The sequence below is a fragment of the Arthrobacter sp. NPDC057259 genome, assembly GCF_042668995.1.
In the GTDB taxonomy this organism is placed as follows: Bacteria; Actinomycetota; Actinomycetes; order Actinomycetales; family Micrococcaceae; genus Arthrobacter.
This window is the reverse complement of the sequence record NZ_JBHUYA010000009.1, coordinates 12,604-31,922: the sequence shown is the minus strand read 5'-3', so window position 1 is coordinate 31,922 and position 19,319 is coordinate 12,604. Positions and strand designations below refer to the sequence as shown.

The following is a 19,319-nucleotide window of genomic DNA, read 5'->3' as shown; positions in this document are numbered from 1 at the left end:
TTGTCGGGCACCAGCCTACTGTGCCGCCGCCGCACTCCCACGTATTCCCCCGGCCGCTGTCCACCTCAGCGAGGGGGACCCGTGAACCGGACCGCCCCAATCTAACCCGGTTGCCGGCAGGCCGCGATGGGGTGCTCTCCCCATCCGGGTCCGCCGGGCGAAGGCGCCCGCTACTCGCCGTCGTCGGCCAGCAGGGCGCTCTTGCGCCGCCGCAGCGCGAACATGGCGCCGAAGGCGAACACCTGGGTGACAATCACGAGCACGATCGCCCCGGCAATCTTGTTGCCGCCCAGGATCATGGTCAGTCCCACGATCGCGGACAGCAGCGCCAGCAGCGGCAGCAACATGTAGCCCAGGACGAACAGGGTTTCGGGTTTACGCAGCATTATTTGGCCTCCGTACGGCGCCAGAGGGTGATCCGGTAGCGGGTGCCGTTGGCGGCGGTCAGCCAGCCGTCGGCCGGGTAATTGGTTTCCGCGCGCCACTCGTAGCCGAGCTCGGGGGCGAAGGTGTCGCCTTCGGCTGCGGTGTCGATGGTGGTGACGACGGCGACGTCGGCCAGGTCCAGGGCCTGCGCGTAGATCTCCCCGCCGCCAATCACCCAGACCATCTCCGGGCCGGGGGCGAACTGGGACTCCAGGAGCGCCTCATCGAGGGATGCCACGGCCAGGGCGCCCTCCGCCTCGGGGGTGTCGCCCCAGCCGTCTTGCCTGGTGATGACGATGTTGGCCCGGCCGGGCAGGGGGTGGAATTTGGCCGGGAAGGACTGCCAGGTCTTCCGGCCCATGATGACCGGGTGCCCCGCGGTGAGCCGGCTGAAGTGCCGCATGTCCTCGGGCAGCTCCCACGGCATGGTGCCGCCCTGGCCGATCACTCCGGTGCTGGTCTGCGCCCAGACCAGGCCCAGGCCGGTGAGGCTGCCGTGCAACTGGTCGGTGAAGCCGCCGGGCTCGGCGGGGGCGGCCGCCGTGTTGCCCTGCTGGGGATCGGTGCTCATACGGCGATCGGGGCCTTAATCGTGGGGTGGTGCCGGTAGCCGACCACCTCGAAGTCCTCAAGGGTGTAGTCGAAGATCGACGCCGGGGTTCGGGTGAGCTTCAGCGTCGGGTACTCGTACGGTTCGCGTTCCAGCTGGGTGCGGACCTGGTCCACGTGGTTGTCGTAGATGTGCACGTCCCCGCCGGTCCAGACGAATTCACCGGGTTCCAGCCCGGTCTGCTGGGCGACCATCAGGGTCAGCAGGGCGTAGGAGGCGATGTTGAACGGGACACCGAGGAAGAGATCCGCCGAACGCTGGTACAGCTGGCAGGAGAGTTTGCCGTCGGCCACGTAGAACTGGAAGAACGCGTGGCACGGCGGCAGCGCCATGTTCTTCAGCTCCGAGACGTTCCAGGCGGAGACGATGTGCCGGCGGGAGTCCGGGTTGCTCTTGAGGTTGTCAATGAGTTCGGCGATCTGGTCGATGTGGCCGCCCTCGGGCGTGGGCCAGGACCGCCACTGCACGCCATAAACCGGGCCCAGCTCGCCGTCGGCGTCGGCCCATTCGTTCCAGATGGTGACGCCCTGCTCCTGCAGCCACTTCACGTTGCTGTCGCCGCGCAGAAACCAGAGCAGCTCGGCGGCGATCGACTTGAAGTGCACCCGCTTGGTGGTGATCAGCGGGAAGCTGTCGGCGAGGTCGAAGCGCAGCTGTCGGCCGAAGACGCTGCTGGTGCCGGTCCCCGTGCGGTCGGACTTGTGGGTGCCGTGCTCCAGGACGTCGCGAAGCAGGTCTTCGTAGGGCGTTGGGATGCTCACCCCACCAGTCTACTGACCGGAGTCCTGCGGCGGTGTCCGGCGGTCAATCCTAGTCGAAGGTGCCGGACAGCCGGCCCCGCACCAGCTCGAGGACTGCCGCATCGTCCAGATGGGCAGAACGGGCAGCGGCGATGAGGCGGTCGGCAGCCTGCTCCACCTCGACGCCGGCGCCTCCCGGGCTGGCCCCCGGTGGCAGTGAGGTTGCCACCGTCGTCCCCTTCCGGCGGCCCGTCTCGACCAGGCCGGCGTGCTCCAATTCCCGGTACGCCCGGGCGACCGTACCCGCGGCGATGCCCAGGTCCGCCGCCAGCCGCCGCACGGTCGGGAGGTGTGCCCCCGGCTCGAGTGCACCGGCGGAGATCAACGCCGCAATCTGCGCCCGGATTTGTTCGAACGGGGGAACTGCCGAGCGGAGATCGATGGAAAGTCCTGCGGTCATGCGGCCGGCTGTGGGGTGGGACGTACGAAACCTCGGTGCGGAAGACGGACGGGCACGATGGCGATGACGATGGCGGCAGCAACGAAGACGCCTCCCGCCAGGGATGCGGGCCACCACTCACCGACGGAGTACCCGAAAGGCACTCCGGTCCCGGCCGGCGCGAAGACCGCAGCCCATGCCGGGGTTTGGGTCATCAGCAAGGCGGCGGTCAACGCGGCGAGGAGCGACGACAGGGTCCTCACGGCCCGGTGCACGGTGACGGCCCGGAGCGCTGCGTCCGGCCCGTTGGGCACGCTTCGCCGGAACCGGGCGAGAAGTGCGACCGGCAGGGAGGCGGCCGCACCGACAGCCGCCAGCCCCGCGATGGGCAGCCAGTCCGCCGCACCGCCGAGTGAACTCTGACCGATGGCCGTGATTGCCAAGGCCAGCAGGAATGCGACGAGCGCCAGGACTGCCGTGGTCAGCATCGCCGGGCCGACGGTCCGGCGTGGCTGGCTGCGGGGGACTCCGGCGTCGCCGTAGTTGTGCCGGAGCACCAGCTCCCCGGCGGCCAGGACGGCCGATGAGGCAACCGCGGCGACGGTGGCGAAGACGGCCCAGCCCAGCTCGAAGGTTTCGGCAGCCGGACCGGAGAGGACGAATGCCCCCACCACCAGCGGCAACCCGGCAGCAGCGGCGTGGAGCGGTCCGAGCGAGGACAGCAATCGCGCCGCCGGATGCTGGCCGGATCGCAGCCCCTCAACCGGACGGTTATCGGGTCCGAGCAGCGACGCCGCCAGCGTGGGCGGCCGCCAGCAGAACATCACCAGCAACACCGCCATGCCGGCCAGTCCGGCCGGATTGACCCACCCCGTGGAAACGGCGGCCGGATCCGGGTGTGTCGCGTAGTTGCCCGCGATGACGCCCAGGCCCGCGGCGATGGTGGCGACGGTCCTGAGCAGGCGGTTCATGGCGATGCTGCGCAGCGTCGCATTGTCCGCGGCGTCGAGGGCCTCCAGCTGACGGCGGCCGGCGATGAGAAGGAGCACCAGCACAGTGCCGCCGGCCAGGACCACCAGGGCCGCGCCGAGCCAGGCGGCCAGTTCCAGTCCGGGGATGCGCCCGTCGCGGCCCCCCAAGTGCAGGGGGACGGATCCGTCGTTCACGGTGACGGCCGGGACGGCGTCGAAGCCCGGCAGCATCGCGACGACGGCGATCAACGCGCCGGCCGCTACGAAAATCCCGCCCGTCACCAGCGCCAGGCGGCGCGGCAGGAAATCCCGGATCCGCCGAACGGAGAGCACCGTCCGCCGTCGCGCCTGCTGGGGCCCGGGGTAGCTGAGCTGGCCCACGGCGTGCACCGCGAGGCAGCCCAGGACCGGCCAGGCCAGGGCTAGAACGACGGCCTCTGTAACCCTGGGATAGGGCGCCGCCGAGGGATTGGCCGGGATGATGCCAAGGTTCATCGCGCCCTGAAGCGAGCTGGCAACCCAGCCGATGATCCCCACCCAGAGCGCATGATTGGACAGCGATGCGGCCGACGTTCCGGTGGCGGGATCGTGGCTCACCCAACGGAGCACGATGTACACCACCATGGCGCCCAGCGAGAGCCCCACCACCAGCATCGATGGCACGTACAGAAGGCCCGGCATAAGATCCCCCAATGATCCGCCTAGTTTGTATCAATCAGTTGATACAAACTAGGCGGGCGGGGAACCGGGGTCAAGGACCTAGTCGTCGAACGGGCGGAACTGCTCCACGGCGATGACCTTGCCCTTGGCCCGCGAGACGTGGCAGACCACGAGTTCGCCCGGCGCAAGATACGGATCCGACTCCGGCAGCAGGGCGCGGAGCCGGGAGTTCATGTGCTTGCCCAGCTGCGCGAACACGGTGGGGAGCGCCGGGCGGTGCGTGCACAGCGCCACCGGCCGTTCCTTGTCGAACAGGCCCTCCACCACGTTGGCAGTCTTGTGCGGGCTGCGGCTGTGCAGGTGTTCGGTGAGCGAATCATGCAGCTTGACCTTGGCCTCCACGGCCTTGGCGTAGGGCGCGACGGTGGCGACGCAGCGCAGCCACGGGCTGGTGACCACCCGGGAAGGGCGCCACGCCTGCAACAGCCGGCCCACGGCCTGGGCCTGGCGGGTCCCGGTGGCGGCCAGCGGACGGTCGCCCTCAGCCTTGGACCAGGAGGAGCGGGGCTTGGCCTTGGCGTGTCGGATCACCACAAGGGGCCAGGTCTCCAGCTCGTGCCGCTCGTGGGCTGCCACCAGGGCGTCCAGCGGGGCGCGGTCGGAGGGATTGGTGAGCAGGCGGGCGGCCTTCTCCGGCGCGCACCAGAGGACACTGTCCACTTCCTTGCCGTCCGGGTGCAGGGGAGCGCCGTCGACGTCGACCGCCCAGTAGTGCACCACCTTCAGCCCGGCGTTGACCCGGTAGTGGATCGGCGGCAGGGGGATGCCCAGCGGCGCCCGCAGGCCGATTTCCTCGGAGACCTCCCGCGCCGCGCACTCGGGAACCGTTTCGCCCGGATCCAGTTTTCCCTTGGGCCAGGACCAGTCGTCGTAGCGGGGCCGGTGGATCAGCAGGACCTCCAGCTTGTCCTTCTTTACCCGCCAGGGCAGGGCCCCGGCGGCGACGACGGCGATCGTTTCGCCGGCATGCTCGGTCTGGTCGGCTGCCAGCGCGTCGCTGTTCACTACCGGCGGCCCTAGCGCAGGCTCGCCGGGCGCTGCCGGGAACGGGACGCGAGCAGCCAGGATTGGACGTCCTGCAGTTCGGTGCCGTCCTCGGCGAGGTGGTGGCGGGACCATTCGCCGCTGCGGTCCAGGTGCCAGCTTGCCGTCGCGGGATCCATGTACCGGCGGAGCATGTCCAGCACGTAGGTGACGTCGTCGCTGCTGGAGAGCTGGACCAGGGCCTCGACCCGGCGGTCCAGGTTGCGGTGCATCATGTCCGCGGAGCCGATGTAGACCACGGGGTCCCCGGCGTTGGCGAAGGCGAAGACGCGCGAGTGTTCCAGGAACCGGCCCAAAATGGAGCGGACCGTGATGTTCTCGCTCAGGCCCGGCACGCCCGGCCGCAGCGAGCAGATGCCGCGGACGATCACGTCCACCTTCACGCCGGCCTGCGAGGCCCGGTAGAGGGAGTCGATGATGGCCTCGTCGACCATGGAGTTGACCTTGATCTGCACCCGGGAAGCGATGCCGGCCCGGGCGTTGCGGATCTCGGTTTCAATCCGGTCAATCAGGCCGGACCGGACGGACCGCGGCGCCACGAGCAGCCGCTTGAATGTGGACTTGGGAGCGTAGCCGGAGAGCTGGTTGAACAGCCGGGACAGGTCCTCGCCCACCTGCTCGTTGGCGGTCAGCAGGCCCAGGTCCTCGTAGTAGCGGGCGGTGCGGGGGTGGTAGTTGCCAGTGCCGATGTGGCAGTAGCGGCGCAGCCCGTCCACTTCCTGGCGCACCACCAGGGAGAGCTTGCAGTGGGTTTTCAGGCCCACGATGCCGTAAACCACGTGCACGCCGGCCTGCTCGAGCTTCCGGGCCCAGGAGATGTTGGCCTGCTCATCGAAGCGGGCCTTGATCTCTACCAGGGCCAGGACCTGCTTGCCCGCCTCGGCGGCGTCGATCAGGGCGTCGACGATCGGCGAGTCACCGGAGGTGCGGTACAGGGTCTGCTTGATGGCCTGGACCTTGGGGTCCGCGGCGGCCTGCTCCAGGAACGCCTGGACCGAGGTGGAGAACGAGTCGTACGGGTGGTGCAGCAGGATGTCCCGGCGGCGCATCGCCGCGAAGACGTTGGCCGCCTTCGAGGTCTCGGACTCGTTCAGGTAGCGGGAGGTGTGCGGGACGTGCTTGGGGTAGTGCAGGTCCGCCCGGTCGATCCCGGCGACGACGGAGAGGCCGCGCAGGTCCAGCGGCGCGGGCACGGAGTACACCTCGGATTCCTCGACGCCCAGCTCACGGATCAGCAGCGCCCGAATGTTGGGGTTGATGTCGTTGGTGAGTTCCAGCCGGACGGGCGGGCCGAAGCGGCGGCGCAGCAGTTCCTTTTCCAGCGCCTGCAGCAGGTTCTCGGCGTCGTCCTCTTCGACCTCGACGTCCTCGTTGCGGGTCACGCGGAAGGTGTGGTGCTCCAGCACCTCCATGCCGGCGAACAGCTGGTCCAGGTGGACGGCGATGACTTCCTCGAGTGCGATGAAACGGGCCACCCGGCCGGGCACGGACCCGGCGCGCGGGCCATCGATGGAGATCAGTCGCGGCAGCTGGTCGGGGACCTTGACGCGGGCGAAGAGTTCCTTGTCGCTAACCGGGTTGCGGACCACGACGGCGAGGTTCAGGGAGAGCCCGGAAATGTAGGGGAACGGGTGGGCGGGGTCCACGGCCAGCGGCGTCAGGATCGGGAAGACCTTCTCGGCGAACATGGCGCTGAGCTGGTCCTTAGCCTGGTCGTCCAGCTCGTCCCAGTGCATCAGGTGGATGTGCTCGTAGGCCAGGGCCGGGCGGATCTGCTCGGCCCAGACCCGGGCGTGGCGCTGCTGCAGGCGGTGCGCCTCCTCGCCGATCTGTTCCAGGACCTGCATGGGGCTCAGCCCTGCGGGGGACGGCACGGCGAGTCCGGTGGCGATGCGGCGCTTGAGGCCGGCCACCCGGACCATGAAGAACTCGTCCAGGTTGGAGGCGAAGATGGACAGGAAGCTGACCCGCTCCAGCAGGTGCAGGTTCGGATCCTCGGCCAGTTCCAGGACGCGGGCGTTGAAGGCCAGCCAGCTCAGCTCGCGGTCCAGGAATCGGTCCGGGCTGATGTCGCCCTCGGGTTCGAGGTTCGGGGCGAACTCCGGGATGTCGATCCGGTCCTGGGTGGCGCGCGAGGCGGGAACTTCGGAGGAGCCGAACCGGGCCCGCGCCGGCCGGGAGGAGCTGTTCTGCGTTCCGGCCTCAGACGTGGCCGTCCCGGCGTGGTCCCGTTGCATGGTCTCTCCTAATGCTGGCGCGATGTAGCTTCAACCTTACAAGGATTCGCACCCCGGTGAGCCCGTTTGACGCCTGGTCCGGCGGCCGTGGTGCGGCTTAGCCGGCGGTCCGCGGGGCGTACATGACGTCCATGTCCCAGCGGGTGAAGCCGAGCCGGCGGTAGAGCGCGACGGCGGGGATGTTGTCGCCGTCGACGTACAGCATCACCGCGTGCAGGCCCTGACGCTGGAGGTGCCGGATCCCGGCGACGGTGAGGGCCTTGCCCAGTCCGGTGCCCTGGGCCTCCGGGGCGACGCCGACGACGTAGACTTCGCCGATCGCGGGGTGGTCGCCGTGCCGGGGATGGATCTTGGTCCAATGGAAGCCCAGCAGCCGTCCCGAGGCGTCCTCGGCGAGCAGGAATCCCTCGGGGCTGAACCAGTCCTCGGCCATCCGGGCGTCCAGGTCGGCCCGGGTCATGGCGCCCTGTTCGGGGTGGTGGGCGAACGCGGCACGGTTCACCGCCAGCCAGGCCTCCTCGTCCCGTCCCGGCTCGAAGCCGCGCAGGGTCACGCCCTCCGGCAGCGGCACATCGGGCAAATCCGAGGCTGCCGTGGCCAGCCGCATCTTCCACAGCTCCCGGACCGGGACGTACCCGTACCGGGCGGCAAGATCCGCCGCAGCCTCGTGGTTGCCGTGCGACCACGCCTTCAGGCCATCGAAGCCACGGACGCGCTGCAGTTCGCTGACCAGACGGTCCGCCACGCCCTGGTTGCGGTAGCTGGGGTGCACCGCCACCTCCAGCACCGCGCCGTCCTCCGGTTCCCCGATCACGACGGCGACGCCGGCCAGGTCGTTGCCGTGCGGACCGGCGGGAGTGTCGGCAGCCTGCGGGGCGGCGACGTCGGCGTCCGTCGCCTTGCCGGAATAGTCTGGGGAGTAAAGCGCCAGGGTCATCACCGAATGCGGGCCGGCGTCCGCAGCGCGCAGGGTGACCAGCGTCTGCTCGGACAGGGGCGGGTTGCCGTCGGATTCCTCCGCGGCGGCCACCAGCGTCCTGACATCGCGCAGCAGCTGCTCATCGACAGCTCCCTGCAGGGTGAGTACGGGCCAGTTTTCCGGGTGCGCGGGACTCATGGTGCAAGGCTATACGTCCCCGGCCCGGGGTGGGGGTATCCGTCGGATTTGATGCATCGCCGGCGGATGCGTATAGTCGGTAACTCATCCGGCACAGGGATCGATTGAACAGATCGCTGTTTCGGAATGTGAGGGGGATCCACCAGTGGGGTGGCCTCGATACGTTCGACCCGTATGTCCTCCACCAAAACGCCGTACGGCACATAGGAAAGGCCCCGGACCTGATGGTCCGGGGCATTTGCTGTTTTTTGCGGTTTGTGTCGGTATGTCTCCGCCGCGTCGCCGGGGCTACGCCTCGGAGAGTTCCTCGTCCGGCTGCCGGGCCAGGGTGAGCCGGTAGCCGACGTTGCGTACCGTGCTGATCAGGTTTTCGTGGTCCGCGCCCAGCTTGGCGCGCAGGCGCCGGACGTGCACATCGACGGTGCGGGTGCCGCCGTAGTAGTCGTAGCCCCAGACCTCGGTGAGCAACTGCTGGCGGGTGAACACGCGCCCGGGGTGCTGCGCCAGATACTTCAGAAGTTCGAATTCCTTGAACGTCAGGTTCAGCACGGCGCCGTTGACCCGGGCGGTGTAGCTGGCCTCGTCAATCACGACGCCGGCGGCCCGGATCTCGGTGGGGGTGTCGTCCTGGTCCGGCATCGCGCGGGCAATGCCGAGCCGGATCCTGGCCTCAACCTCGGCCGGGCCGGCGGACTCGAGCAGGATGTCGTCGACGGCCCACGCGGAGGAGACGGCGGCCATGCCGCCCTCGGTGAGGATCAGCATGAGCGGGGCGCTGAGGCCGGTAGCCTTCAGCAGCTGGGTCAGCGAGCGGGCGCCCACCAGGTCCTTGCGCGCGTCGAGCAGGACGATGTCGCACGGGTCGGTCTCGAGCAGTGCCGTGGGCTCAGCCGGCAGGATGTGGACCCGGTGGTTGAGCAACTCAAGCGCAGGCAGGACGTCCACCGATGAGCCGGTGCTGTTCGTCAATAACAGGATGTGCGACATGGTTCCTCCAAGGGGTGTCCGCGCATCGTTGGGCGTTTGTGCCGGGCTTTCACCGGCCGGTACTGGACTCCCGGTCCGGGCTCCGGTGTGGGGAGCCCTGCTTGAAGTCTGGTGCAGCCCTGGGTGGGCCGGCCGGGGGAGCGTAGCTGAGGCTCTGAGTATACCCAAACGCCCTCCAACCGGCACGGTTTCGCGGCCTGCCGCGCCCGCTGCTGCGACACAAAACGTTCATATAGGGCAGGATTGACCGGAGAACCGCCGCGGGAAGAACCGCAGTCCACAGAGCAGCCAACACGGCAGTCAACAGAGCCGCACGGGGGAGAACCGCATTGGGAAGAAGCGCATGAAGTCCTGGAGCGTCGGTGTTATCGGCCTGGCCGGGCTCGCCGCGATCGTCGCCGGAGCCTACTCCACCCCGGAGGTCCTGCTGGCCGTCGCCGTGCTGACCGCCGCCCTCGTGGGCTTCGGCTGGCCGCATTTCCTGGGTATCCCGGCCAAGAAGACCCTCGCCGCGCTGATCGGGCTGCCGGGGATCGGCTCCGCGGTGGCCGCAACCTACCTGCCGGGTCCGGCCTTCCTGGCCTGGACCCCGGCCTTCGTCGCCGCCGGCGTGATGGCGGTGTTCGTCATGCAGCTGATCCGCGGCACCGGCCAGGCGCAGCGGCTCGAATCCACCCTCGGATCCTGCGCCGGGGTCCTGCTTTCCTGCCTTGGCGCCGGCTGGATCGCCTGCTCCCGGTTCAACGGGGTCAAGGAGATGCTGCTCATCGCCGCCATCAGCGCGGCGATCGCGCTCGCGGCCGGGCTGATCCGCTGGCCGGACCGGGTGGTGGCACCCCTGGGCATCGTGGGGGCCGGGCTGGCCGGGCCGCTGGCGGGCCTGGCGATCTCGACCATCGCCGTGGTGCCCGCGGCACTGGTTGGAATAGTCGTCGGCGCCGTGCTGGTCAGCTTCCGCCGCCTCGTGATTATCCGCGGCGAAACCCTGAACCTCGCCGCGGTCCTCGGAATGGGGCTGGGACCGGTCTCCGCCGTCGGATCCCTGGCCTACTTCATCGATAAACTCCTCATCCACTAACGCGTTAGGATGTCATCATGTCCGTACTTGCATTTGAAATCTTCTTCCTTGTCCTGCTTGCCGTGGCCGGTCTGTCCATGGCCTGGTTCGCCGGTTTCGTGGTCTACCGCCTCTTCAAGGGCCAGAAGTAACCACCGCCCCGCAACTGCCCGGAAACCGTCGCTTTAGAGGTCATCGCCGTGCCCATTGAGATCCCGACCGATCTGACGCCCGAAATCGTTCCGCTGTCCTGGCTCATTGGTGAGTGGGAGGGCCGCGGCCGGCTCGGCGCCGGGGACGAGGATTCCGAGCACTTCCTGCAGCACGTCTCCTTCACCCACAACGGCCTGCCCTACCTGCAGTACAGGGCCGAATCGTGGCTGACCGACGACGAGGGCACCAAGCTGCGCCCGCTGACGGTGGAGACCGGCTTCTGGGCCCTCGACCGGAAGCAGCGCGAGGAGGACGGCGGTCCCGGCCTGATCCCGGCCGACATCGTCCCCGTGTTCAAGAGCGCCGAAGAGGTCGAAGAGCTCCGCAACGCCGACGGCGGGTTCGATATCTCCGTCTCCATCGCCCACCCGGGCGGCATCTCCGAGCTGTACTACGGCCAGATCAAGGGACCGCAGATCCAACTCAGCACGGACCTGGTGATGCGCGGCAGCCACTCCAAGGACTACACCGCGGCCACCCGCATCTTCGGGCTGGTGGACGGGAACCTCCTCTGGCGGTGGGACGTTGCAGCCGGCAAGAGCCAGGCCGGCGACGGCGGCAGCGGCCTGGAAGCCCACGCCTCCGCCATTCTCAGCAAGGTCGGCTGACAGCGCAGCTGCCCGGGACCGCTCCCCGCCGCCGGCTTTCCATAAGTCCGCATCGAACGCGGGGAGCAGTGCCAACAAAGGGAGCAGTGCCATGAATGATCCGCAGACCAGCGAAGCCGGCAAGCGCCGCTACGACGACCTCTCCGCCGTCTTCTTCAACGGCACACTGAAGAAGTCGCCCGAGACCTCCAACACGGACGGGCTGATCCAGATCAGCCGCCGGATCATGGAGAAGCAGGGCGTCGCCACCCGGGTCATCCGGACCGTCGATCACGACATCGCCAGCGGCGTGTATCCGGACATGCGCGAGCACGGCTGGTCCACCGACGCGTGGCCGGAGCTGTACCCGGCGGTGCGGGACGCGGACATTGTCGTCGTCGCCGGCCCCATCTGGCTGGGCGACAATTCCTCGCAGACCAAGAAACTCATCGAACGCCTCTACGCCCACTCCGGCGAACTGAACTCCCGGGGCCAGTGGGCGTTCTACCCCAAGGTCGGCGGGTGCCTCATCACCGGCAACGAGGACGGCATCAAACATTGCGCCATGAACGTGCTCTACAGCTTGCAGCACATCGGGTTTACCATCCCGCCCCAGGCCGACGCCGGCTGGATCGGCGCCGTGGGACCCGGCCCCAGCTACCTCGATGAGGGCTCCGGCGGGCCGGAGAACGACTTCACCAACCGCAACGCCACCTTCATGACCTGGAACCTTTTGCACCTGGCCCGGATGCTCAAGGACGCCGGCGGGATCCCGGCCTACGGCAACCTGCCCGAGGCCTGGAAATCGGGCACCCGTTTTGGCTTCGAAAATCCGGAATACCGCTGAGGACAGAGGACTTCTACTTCATATGAGCACCAAGAGCCCTTTGCTGTCGCGCCCCGGGGCCGTGGAGGCCGCCGGACCCGACGCCGGCGTGGCCGCCCACTACGGCGAGCCCCTGCGTGAGCAGCGCGCCCTGGCGGCCGGCGCCGCCGTCGTCGACCTCTCCCACCGCGGGGTGGTCACGGTCACCGGACCCGACCGCCTGAGCTGGCTCAACACCCTGTCCTCGCAGCAGGTCACGGCACTGCCCCCGGGCCAGTCCACCGAGCTGCTGCTGCTCAGCGTGCAGGGCCGGATCGAGTTCGACGCCCGCGTCGTCGACGACGGCGCCACCACCTGGCTGATCGTCGAGGCCGCGGAGGCCGCCCCGCTGGCGGAGTGGCTGAACCGGATGAAGTTCATGCTCCGGGTGGAGATCGCCGACGTCTCCGCGGACTGGGCCGTGCTGGGCAGCACCCGGGCTGTCCCCGAATGGGACCGCCTGACCGTCTGGGAGGATCCGTGGCCGCACGTCGGCGCCGGAGGGTACTCCTACGCCGTCGTGGCGGAGCAGGAGCACCCCGGGCTGGAGCGGCCGTGGTTCGAATACCTGGTCCCCGCAGCGGACCTGGAAGCCACGGTGGGTGAGCGCCCCCTCGCCGGCACCCTCGCCGCGGAGGCGCTGCGCATCGCCGCCTGGCGTCCGCGCTGGGGTGCTGAGACCGACGAGAAGACCATCCCGCACGAGCTGGACCTGCTGCGCACGGCCGTCCACCTGGCCAAGGGCTGCTACAAAGGCCAGGAAACCGTCGCCCGCGTCCACAACCTCGGCCACCCGCCCCGCCGCCTGGTGTTCCTCCAGCTCGACGGTTCCCAGCACACGCTGCCCGCCGTCGGCAGTGACGTGCTCGCCGGCGACAAGAAGGTCGGCACCGTGACCTCGGTGGGCCAGCACTACGAAATGGGCCCGGTGGCCCTCGCGGTGATCAAGCGCTCCGCCGATCCGGCGCAGGTCCTGACCGTCGCCGACGGCACCGAGACGTACCCCGCGGCCCAGGAACTCGTGGTTGCGCCCGACGCAGGCCAAGTCGTCGGCCGGCAGACCGGATTCCTCAGGAGCCCCCGATGACTGGCGAACAGCATTCAGCCACGCAGGCCCCAGACGCGGACGCCGTCGACCTCGCGCACGGGCTTTTCGACGCCGCCCGGGAGGGTGACACGCCGCTTCTGGCGGCGTACCTCTCCGCCGGCGCCCCCGCGACGCTGAGCACCGCCTCCGGGGATTCCCTCCTGATGCTGGCCGCTTACCACGGTCACGCGGAGACGGTGCGGCTGATCCTGAGCCACGGCGGGGACGCCAACACCGCCAACGACCGCGGCCAGACCCCGCTGGCCGGCGCCGTCTTCAAGGGTTACCGCGACGTGGTCGAGGCACTGGTCGACGCCGGTGCAGACCCCGACGCCGGCAGCCCCTCCGCCCGGGACGCGGCCACCATGTTCGCGCGCAGTGAGATCCTCGCCCTGTTGCGCTGACCTGGCTGTCCCACCCCGGCTGTAGTCTCAACGCTCCACCTTCACCCCGGCAGTAAGCACCTAAAGGAAGAACCGATGGAAAACGTAGCGCGGCCCTGGGCGGCCCTCTGGTCCCTGGTGATTGGGTTCTTCATGATCCTGATCGACACCACCATCGTCTCGGTGGCGAACCCGAAGATCATGGAAGGACTCAACGCCGACATCAACTCGGTGATCTGGGTGACCAGCGCCTACCTGCTGGCCTACGCGGTGCCGCTGCTGATCACCGGACGCCTGGGCGACCGCTTCGGTCCGAAGCGGCTCTACCTCACCGGCCTGGTGGTCTTCACCCTCGCCTCACTCTGGTGCGGGCTCTCCGGCGACATCCAGACCTTGATCGCAGCCCGGGTGCTGCAGGGCCTCGGTGCCGCGCTGATGACGCCGCAGACCATGGCCGTCATCACCAGGATTTTCCCGCCGGACCGCCGCGGTGCCGCCATGGGCATCTGGGGCGCCACCGCCGGCGTCGCCACCCTGGTGGGCCCCATCCTGGGCGGCGTGCTGGTGGACGGGCTTGGCTGGGAATGGATCTTCTTCATCAACATTCCGGTCGGGATCGTCGGCTTCGTGCTGGCCTCCCGGTTCGTCCCGGCGCTGGGCACCCACCCGCACAAGTTCGACATCCCCGGCGTGCTGCTCAGCGCCGTCGGCCTGTTCCTGCTGGTGTTCGGCATCCAGGAGGGCGAGACCTTCAATTGGGGCACCATCAGCGGCCCGATCACCGTGTGGGGCCTGATCATCGCCGGCATCATCGTGCTCGTAGGCTTCGTCCTCTGGCAGCACTTCAACAAGGGCGAACCGCTCCTGCCGCTGGGCCTGTTCAAGGACCGCAACTTTTCGCTGGCCAATATCGCCATCACCTCGGTTGGCTTCACGGTCACCGGCTTCGGCCTGCCCCTGATCTTCTACTACCAGGTGGTCCGCGGCCTCACGCCCACGCAGTCGGCGCTGATGATGGTGCCCATGGCCGTTATCTCCGGCGGCCTGGCCCCGGTGGTCGGCCGGATCATCGACCGGGTCAACCCGAAGTACATCACGGCCACCGGTCTGGTCCTGATGTCCGTGGCCCTCTTCTGGAACTCCTCGCTGATGCACCCGGACACGCCCATCTGGCTGTTCCTGCTGCCCAGCACCGTCCTCGGCTTCGCCAACGCCGGTATCTGGGCTCCGCTGAGCTCCACCGCCACCCGCAACCTGCCGCCGCGGCAGGCCGGCGCCGGCTCAGGCGTCTACAACACCACCCGACAGATCGGCGCCGTCCTGGGCAGCGCCGCGATTGCCGTGTTGATCCAGTCCCGGCTGGCCGCAGAGCTTCCCGCCGCGCCGGGATCGGCCGGCAACGCCAGCCCGATGGCCTTTGGCGGCGCGCTGCCGCCGCAGCTGCATGAGGGGTTCTCGACGGCGATGGGCCAGTCCATCCTGCTGCCCGCCGTCGTCATCCTGCTCGGTGCAGCCGTGGCGCTGTTCTTCGCCAAGCCCCAGGTCACCCAGCCGTGGACGGCTCCGGCAACGGAGTCCAAGCCGACGTCGGAGTCCGCAGCTCCGGAGCCCGCGACGGACGGCGGCCGCGACGCCGTGGCCGACGGCGTGGAAGCCCGGCAGGTCTAAGGCGATTCGCCCGGGCCGCTCGATGGGATGCCCCGTCGAGCGGCCCTGAGGGGCCGGGGCCGCAGGGGCTGCTCTAGCCCAGCAGGACGCTGGTCTGGATTCCGCCGGCGGTGAAGCCCAGGCTCCGCGCGAGGGCCAGCGAACCCTTGTTGCTGACATCGGCACGCCACTGCAGGGTCAACCCTGAGGCGAGGGCCTCGTGGGCGGCTATAGACGCGGCCAGCGTCCCGAGCCCGCGCCGGCGCCACTCCGGTGCCACCAGGACCCCAAGGTGCGCCAGGATCCCCTCCCACTCGCTGTAGGCGCCGCAGGCCACGGGGGAACGGTGGCCGTCCTCGACGTGCATGATGGTGAACCGGTTTTCCAGGTCCGCCAAGCCCACCTCGTTGACGTCGTCCGGCGGGCACAGGCCCTCGAGCTCGATGGCCTCGGGGTTGCCGTGGGAGACGGTGAGCTCCTCGGCAGGCTGCCTCAGGGGCAGGTCATCGGCGAAGAAGAGGGCTGCGGCGCCGAGGCCGTGGCCGCCCCGGGCACGGGTGATCGTCAGGAGTGTGACGTGCTGGGCCAGCTCCTCGTCGGAGTAGGCTTCGGCGGCTTCCAGCGCCCAACCCGGTCCCACCAAGGCCGAACCGCCGAACAGCCGGACGAACTGCAGCGCCCGGGCGTCGTCGACGACGCGTGTGACGCGCTGCCCGCCGGAGGCCGCGAACGCGCCGTCGTCGAGCCCCAAACGGCGGGCCCACGCGAGCTGGATGATGTCGGCGGAGCCGGGCGTGAGTGTCATGGTTCAACCCTACCCAGACCGGTAACTGCGCCGGCCCACCCCGGCTGCGGCGGCCTAGCCGAAGAGGACGGCGGCTTCCTCGTAGCGGTGCTGCGGGACGCTCTTGAGGTTGCCCAGGGCCGCCTCGAAACCGACGTGGACGATGTCCGTGCCATTGAGCGAGACCATGGTGCCCCAGCGCTCCTCCACCACAGAGTCGATGGCCGCCATGCCGAGGCGGGTGGCGAGGACCCGGTCGAAGGCGGTGGGAACGCCGCCGCGCTGGATGTGGCCGAGGACCGTGGCGCGGGTTTCGATGCCGGTGCGGGCCTCGAGTTCGGGGGCCAACAGTTCGGCGATGCCGCCCAGCCGGGGGCGGCCAAAGGTGTCCAGTCCGCGCTCGGAGTGCGGCGATTCCTGGCCCTCGGGGACGAAGCCCTCCGCGACGACCACCAGAGGTGCGCGGCCGCGCTCATGGGCGGAGACCACCCATTCGGTGATCTGCTCCATGGAGGCCTGCTGCTCGGGGATGAGGATGGCGTGGGCGCCGGAGGCCATGCCGGCGTGCAGGGCGATCCAGCCCACGTGCCGGCCCATGACCTCGGCGATCATGGTGCGGTGGTGGGATTCACCGGTGGTCCGCAGCCGGTCGATCGCCTCGGTGGCGATTTCGACGGCAGTGTCGAAGCCGAAGGTGTAGTCCGTGGCGTCGAGGTCGTTGTCGACGGTCTTGGGGACGCCGACGATCTTGAGGCCGGCGTCGGTGAGGCGCTTGGCGGCCGCGAGGGTGCCCTCGCCGCCGATTGCGATGATGGCGTCGATGCCCAGCCGGTCCATGTGGGCCTTGATGACCTCGGGGCCGCCGTTGTTTTCAAACGGGTTGGTGCGGGAGGTGCCCAGGATGGTGCCGCCCTGCTTGGCGATGCCGCGGACCATGGTCCGGGGAATCTCGATGATGTCGCCCTCGACGACACCGCGCCAGCCGTCCAGGAATCCCACGAACTCGTGGCCGTGGACCGCGATGCCCTTGAGAACGGCGCCACGGATGACGGCGTTCAGTCCGGGGCAGTCGCCGCCGCTGGTGAGGATTCCAATTTTCATGTCTGGGCTCAAATCCTGGTTTGAAGGTGTACGGGCAGAGCGCCACGCTGAGCTCACCAAGAAGTTTAGCCGGGGATGTGGGGCAGGACACAAACCGGTTCCGGAGGCCCGGACGCACGCTGCCCCCGCCACGGGCGGTGGCGGGGGCAGCGTCAATCATGAGCCGGGGTCAGGGGCGGTTCGCGCGGCGCTCCAGGAACGTCTGGGCGATGATGGCGTTCTGCTGGTCCGGGAGGAGGGCCCAGGCGGCCAGGTAGAACACGAAGGCCGGGCCGGGCAGCAGGGCGAAGAGGAGGAACGCGATCCGGACGTAGGCGACGTCCACGTTGAGCCTGGCCGCGATGCCGCCGCAGACACCGCCGAGCCACCGCTGCGGTCCCCGGCGCAGGCCGAGGCCCCGGACAATGCTGAAGAACTTTTCCATGGATTAAGACTTCCTTGTAGTAGTGGCTTTGTCACGCTTGCGGGCGGAGACCAGGCCGCCGATCACGAGGGCCGCGCCGGCCCCGATCATCAGGCCGATCAGGACATAGGTCCCGTTCAGGACCACCAGGCCCAGGCGGGAAATGATGATCAGGGCGGCGAGGGCCAGCACGATCAGCCCCCACACCACCGTCCCCACCCGGGCGCCCTCGCTGGCGGGTGCGTTCTCCGTGACCAACGGGGTGCCGTCCGGGGTGGTTCCCGGGTCGTAGCTGCTCATGTCAGTTCCCTTCCTTCACGGTGATGTTGCTCAGGGTGCCGGAGACTTTGATGACCAGGCGGGACCCGGCGACGTCCGTGTTGTAGTCGCTCTGCTGGCTGGTCATGCCGCCATGGTTGCCGTTGGAGTCGTTGAGGTTTCCCATCGTCAGGTCCGCCCGGATCTGCACGGGGACGTTACGCGGAATCAGCACGGTGATGTTGCTGGCGGTCGCGTCCAGAGGCACCACGACGTCGGAGCTCAGCGGTGCGTTCAGGTCCAGCCGGGTCAGGTCCACCGTGCCGCTGCCGCCGGTGATGTCGAAGCCGTCCGCGGCCTGCCCGATGGTGGTGGGCGCCCAGTCGACGTTCTGGAACCGTGCCCGGTCCGCGTTCGGGACCAGGCCGTAGACCGCCCCGGTGACCAGCGCCACCACGGCGAAGAAGCTGAGGATGCCGGCACCACGGCCGCGCAGGCCGCAGACCAGGATGCCGAGGCCCAGGACAGCGGCTCCCACCGCCCAGACCACCGCGTTGCCGGCCGGTCCGAGGTTGATTGCGTGGACGGCGTCGAGAGCCTTTAGCCCGCCGCCCGCCAGAAGAGCGAGGCCGGTCGTGACGGCGACGGCGGGGGCGCCGGGACCGGCGGACCTGACCTTCGGAGCGGGTACCGGCGCATATGCGGACGGGCCTGCGGTATAGCCCGGCGCGGTGGCCGCGGGCGACGCCGTGTAGTCCGGCCCGGTGGGGTAGATCGTGGTGGGATACGAGGCGGCCGGATAGGTGCCCACGGGCGGGGTGCCGCCTGACGGGGAACCCGCCGGGGTGCCGGTCCCGGCCGGTGCCGGACCATACGATCCAGGGCCGGTTGCAGTAGGGCCGGTTGCCGCTGGGCCCTGCGGCGGGAACCCGGCGCCGTGGGTCTCGGCGGGCCGGCGCGTCCTGCCCCGCTGGGAGAAGTAGTAGAAAGCGTAGATCGCCCCGCCCACCCAGAAGACAGTCCACACGACGGCGCCGAAACCGTACCGGTCCCAGCCCCAGACGCCGTTGCCCAGACTCGGGAAGCCGATCAGCGTGGTGATCAGCGCGCCGGTCATACCGGTGCTCCACCTTCCGGCGGCCGCCTCCTGGACGTGGATCCGGCCGTCGGGTTCGGGCAGCAGGGCCCAGGCCAGCCCATACAGCAGGACTCCGACGCCGGCGAAGACCGTCAGGACGATAAGGATGCCGCGCACAATCAGGGGATCGACGCCCAACCGCCGGGCGATGCCGCTGGCCACACCGGCCACCCAACGCTCGCGGCCCCGGTGGATGCCGTGGCTGCGGATCCAATCGAAGAAGTTCTGCTGGGACCCGGTCGGCCGACGGTCGCCGGCGTAGGGCGGCCCCGGGGGCGGCGTGTACGGCGGGGTGCCACCGGAGGGAGGGGTGTAGGGCGGCGGGGTGTACGACGGCGGTGCATACCGGGGCGCGCCGTCCGGTTCCGCCGAGGAAGCCTGCGACGGTCCGGAAGACGAGGGCGCGGAGGCGTCCGCCGTGCTGTCCGCCGGGTCACTGGCGGGACGGCCGTCCGGCTGGCTGTCGGCGGCCGGGACCTCATCGGGGTCAGGGTGCGTGTTCATA

20 protein-coding genes are annotated in these 19,319 nt (G+C 69.3%); 6 read left to right on the top strand and 14 right to left on the bottom strand.

Annotated elements, in window-relative coordinates:
* Positions 1-170: 170 nt before the first annotated feature.
* From ACFUCU_RS14430 to ACFUCU_RS14390, 9 genes are all read right to left on the bottom strand, one after another.
* A complete protein-coding gene (locus ACFUCU_RS14430) occupies positions 171-386 on the bottom strand; it encodes an NF038396 family protein (protein WP_290255970.1) in 216 nt (71 codons plus the stop codon).
* The gene (locus ACFUCU_RS14425) at positions 386-997 is read right to left on the bottom strand and encodes a dihydrofolate reductase (RefSeq protein WP_377973201.1); all 612 of its coding nucleotides are present in this window, start codon (positions 995-997) and stop codon (positions 386-388) included. The genes ACFUCU_RS14430 and ACFUCU_RS14425 overlap by 1 nt, the downstream gene beginning before the upstream one ends.
* Entirely contained in the window at positions 994-1,797 is an 804-nt protein-coding gene (locus ACFUCU_RS14420) for a thymidylate synthase (RefSeq protein WP_290255968.1), read from the bottom strand. The genes ACFUCU_RS14425 and ACFUCU_RS14420 overlap by 4 nt, the downstream gene beginning before the upstream one ends.
* Positions 1,798-1,846: 49 nt before the next feature.
* Positions 1,847-2,236, bottom strand: coding sequence for a GntR family transcriptional regulator (locus ACFUCU_RS14415; RefSeq protein WP_364133426.1), 390 nt, complete (start codon positions 2,234-2,236; stop codon positions 1,847-1,849).
* Positions 2,233-3,867, bottom strand: coding sequence for a hypothetical protein (locus ACFUCU_RS14410; protein ID WP_377973200.1), 1,635 nt, complete (start codon positions 3,865-3,867; stop codon positions 2,233-2,235). The genes ACFUCU_RS14415 and ACFUCU_RS14410 overlap by 4 nt, the downstream gene beginning before the upstream one ends.
* 78 nt (positions 3,868-3,945) lie before the next feature.
* On the bottom strand, positions 3,946-4,911 hold the full coding sequence (locus tag ACFUCU_RS14405) for an NUDIX hydrolase (RefSeq protein ID WP_364133417.1): 966 nt from the start codon (positions 4,909-4,911) through the stop codon (positions 3,946-3,948).
* Positions 4,912-4,922: 11 nt separating this feature from the next.
* A complete protein-coding gene (locus ACFUCU_RS14400; RefSeq protein WP_377973199.1) occupies positions 4,923-7,187 on the bottom strand; it encodes an RNA degradosome polyphosphate kinase in 2,265 nt (754 codons plus the stop codon).
* Between the two features lie 97 nt (positions 7,188-7,284).
* Positions 7,285-8,304, bottom strand: a complete 1,020-nt coding sequence (mshD, locus tag ACFUCU_RS14395) for a mycothiol synthase (protein ID WP_377973198.1) — start codon at positions 8,302-8,304, stop codon at positions 7,285-7,287.
* Between the two features lie 288 nt (positions 8,305-8,592).
* The gene (locus ACFUCU_RS14390) at positions 8,593-9,291 is read right to left on the bottom strand and encodes a response regulator transcription factor (RefSeq protein ID WP_290255962.1); all 699 of its coding nucleotides are present in this window, start codon (positions 9,289-9,291) and stop codon (positions 8,593-8,595) included.
* 343 nt (positions 9,292-9,634) lie between these two features.
* On the opposite strand from ACFUCU_RS14390, the gene ACFUCU_RS14385 reads away from it, so the two are divergent.
* The 6 genes from ACFUCU_RS14385 to ACFUCU_RS14360 all read left to right on the top strand — a co-directional run bounded on the left by ACFUCU_RS14385 (position 9,635) and on the right by ACFUCU_RS14360 (position 15,151).
* The gene (locus ACFUCU_RS14385; RefSeq protein ID WP_377973197.1) at positions 9,635-10,369 is read left to right on the top strand and encodes a permease; all 735 of its coding nucleotides are present in this window, start codon (positions 9,635-9,637) and stop codon (positions 10,367-10,369) included.
* 179 nt (positions 10,370-10,548) lie between these two features.
* Positions 10,549-11,169, top strand: a complete 621-nt coding sequence (locus tag ACFUCU_RS14380) for an FABP family protein (protein WP_290255960.1) — start codon at positions 10,549-10,551, stop codon at positions 11,167-11,169.
* A gap of 91 nt (positions 11,170-11,260) precedes the next feature.
* Entirely contained in the window at positions 11,261-11,995 is a 735-nt protein-coding gene (locus tag ACFUCU_RS14375; RefSeq protein ID WP_377973196.1) for a flavodoxin family protein, read from the top strand.
* A 22-nt stretch (positions 11,996-12,017) separates the two neighbouring features.
* Positions 12,018-13,100, top strand: a complete 1,083-nt coding sequence (locus ACFUCU_RS14370; RefSeq protein ID WP_377973195.1) for a YgfZ/GcvT domain-containing protein — start codon at positions 12,018-12,020, stop codon at positions 13,098-13,100.
* On the top strand, positions 13,097-13,504 hold the full coding sequence (locus tag ACFUCU_RS14365) for an ankyrin repeat domain-containing protein (protein ID WP_377973194.1): 408 nt from the start codon (positions 13,097-13,099) through the stop codon (positions 13,502-13,504). The genes ACFUCU_RS14370 and ACFUCU_RS14365 overlap by 4 nt, the downstream gene beginning before the upstream one ends.
* Positions 13,505-13,579: 75 nt before the next feature.
* Positions 13,580-15,151: a DHA2 family efflux MFS transporter permease subunit gene (locus tag ACFUCU_RS14360; protein ID WP_377973193.1), complete on the top strand. Its 1,572-nt coding sequence runs from the start codon at positions 13,580-13,582 to the stop codon at positions 15,149-15,151.
* Between the two features lie 73 nt (positions 15,152-15,224).
* Here the strand turns inward: ACFUCU_RS14360 and ACFUCU_RS14355 are convergent, their stop codons facing one another.
* The 5 genes from ACFUCU_RS14355 to ACFUCU_RS14335 form a co-directional block, all read right to left on the bottom strand.
* The gene (locus ACFUCU_RS14355; protein WP_377973192.1) at positions 15,225-15,935 is read right to left on the bottom strand and encodes a GNAT family N-acetyltransferase; all 711 of its coding nucleotides are present in this window, start codon (positions 15,933-15,935) and stop codon (positions 15,225-15,227) included.
* Positions 15,936-15,989: 54 nt separating this feature from the next.
* Complete coding sequence (locus ACFUCU_RS14350; RefSeq protein ID WP_290255954.1) at positions 15,990-17,015, bottom strand: 6-phosphofructokinase; 1,026 nt, start codon at positions 17,013-17,015, stop codon at positions 15,990-15,992.
* A 169-nt stretch (positions 17,016-17,184) separates the two neighbouring features.
* Positions 17,185-17,439: a PspC domain-containing protein gene (locus ACFUCU_RS14345; RefSeq protein WP_290255953.1), complete on the bottom strand. Its 255-nt coding sequence runs from the start codon at positions 17,437-17,439 to the stop codon at positions 17,185-17,187.
* 3 nt (positions 17,440-17,442) lie between these two features.
* A complete protein-coding gene (locus ACFUCU_RS14340) occupies positions 17,443-17,718 on the bottom strand; it encodes a hypothetical protein (RefSeq protein WP_377973191.1) in 276 nt (91 codons plus the stop codon).
* Position 17,719: 1 nt separating this feature from the next.
* Entirely contained in the window at positions 17,720-19,318 is a 1,599-nt protein-coding gene (locus ACFUCU_RS14335) for a PspC domain-containing protein (protein ID WP_377973190.1), read from the bottom strand.
* Position 19,319 lies beyond the last annotated feature (1 nt).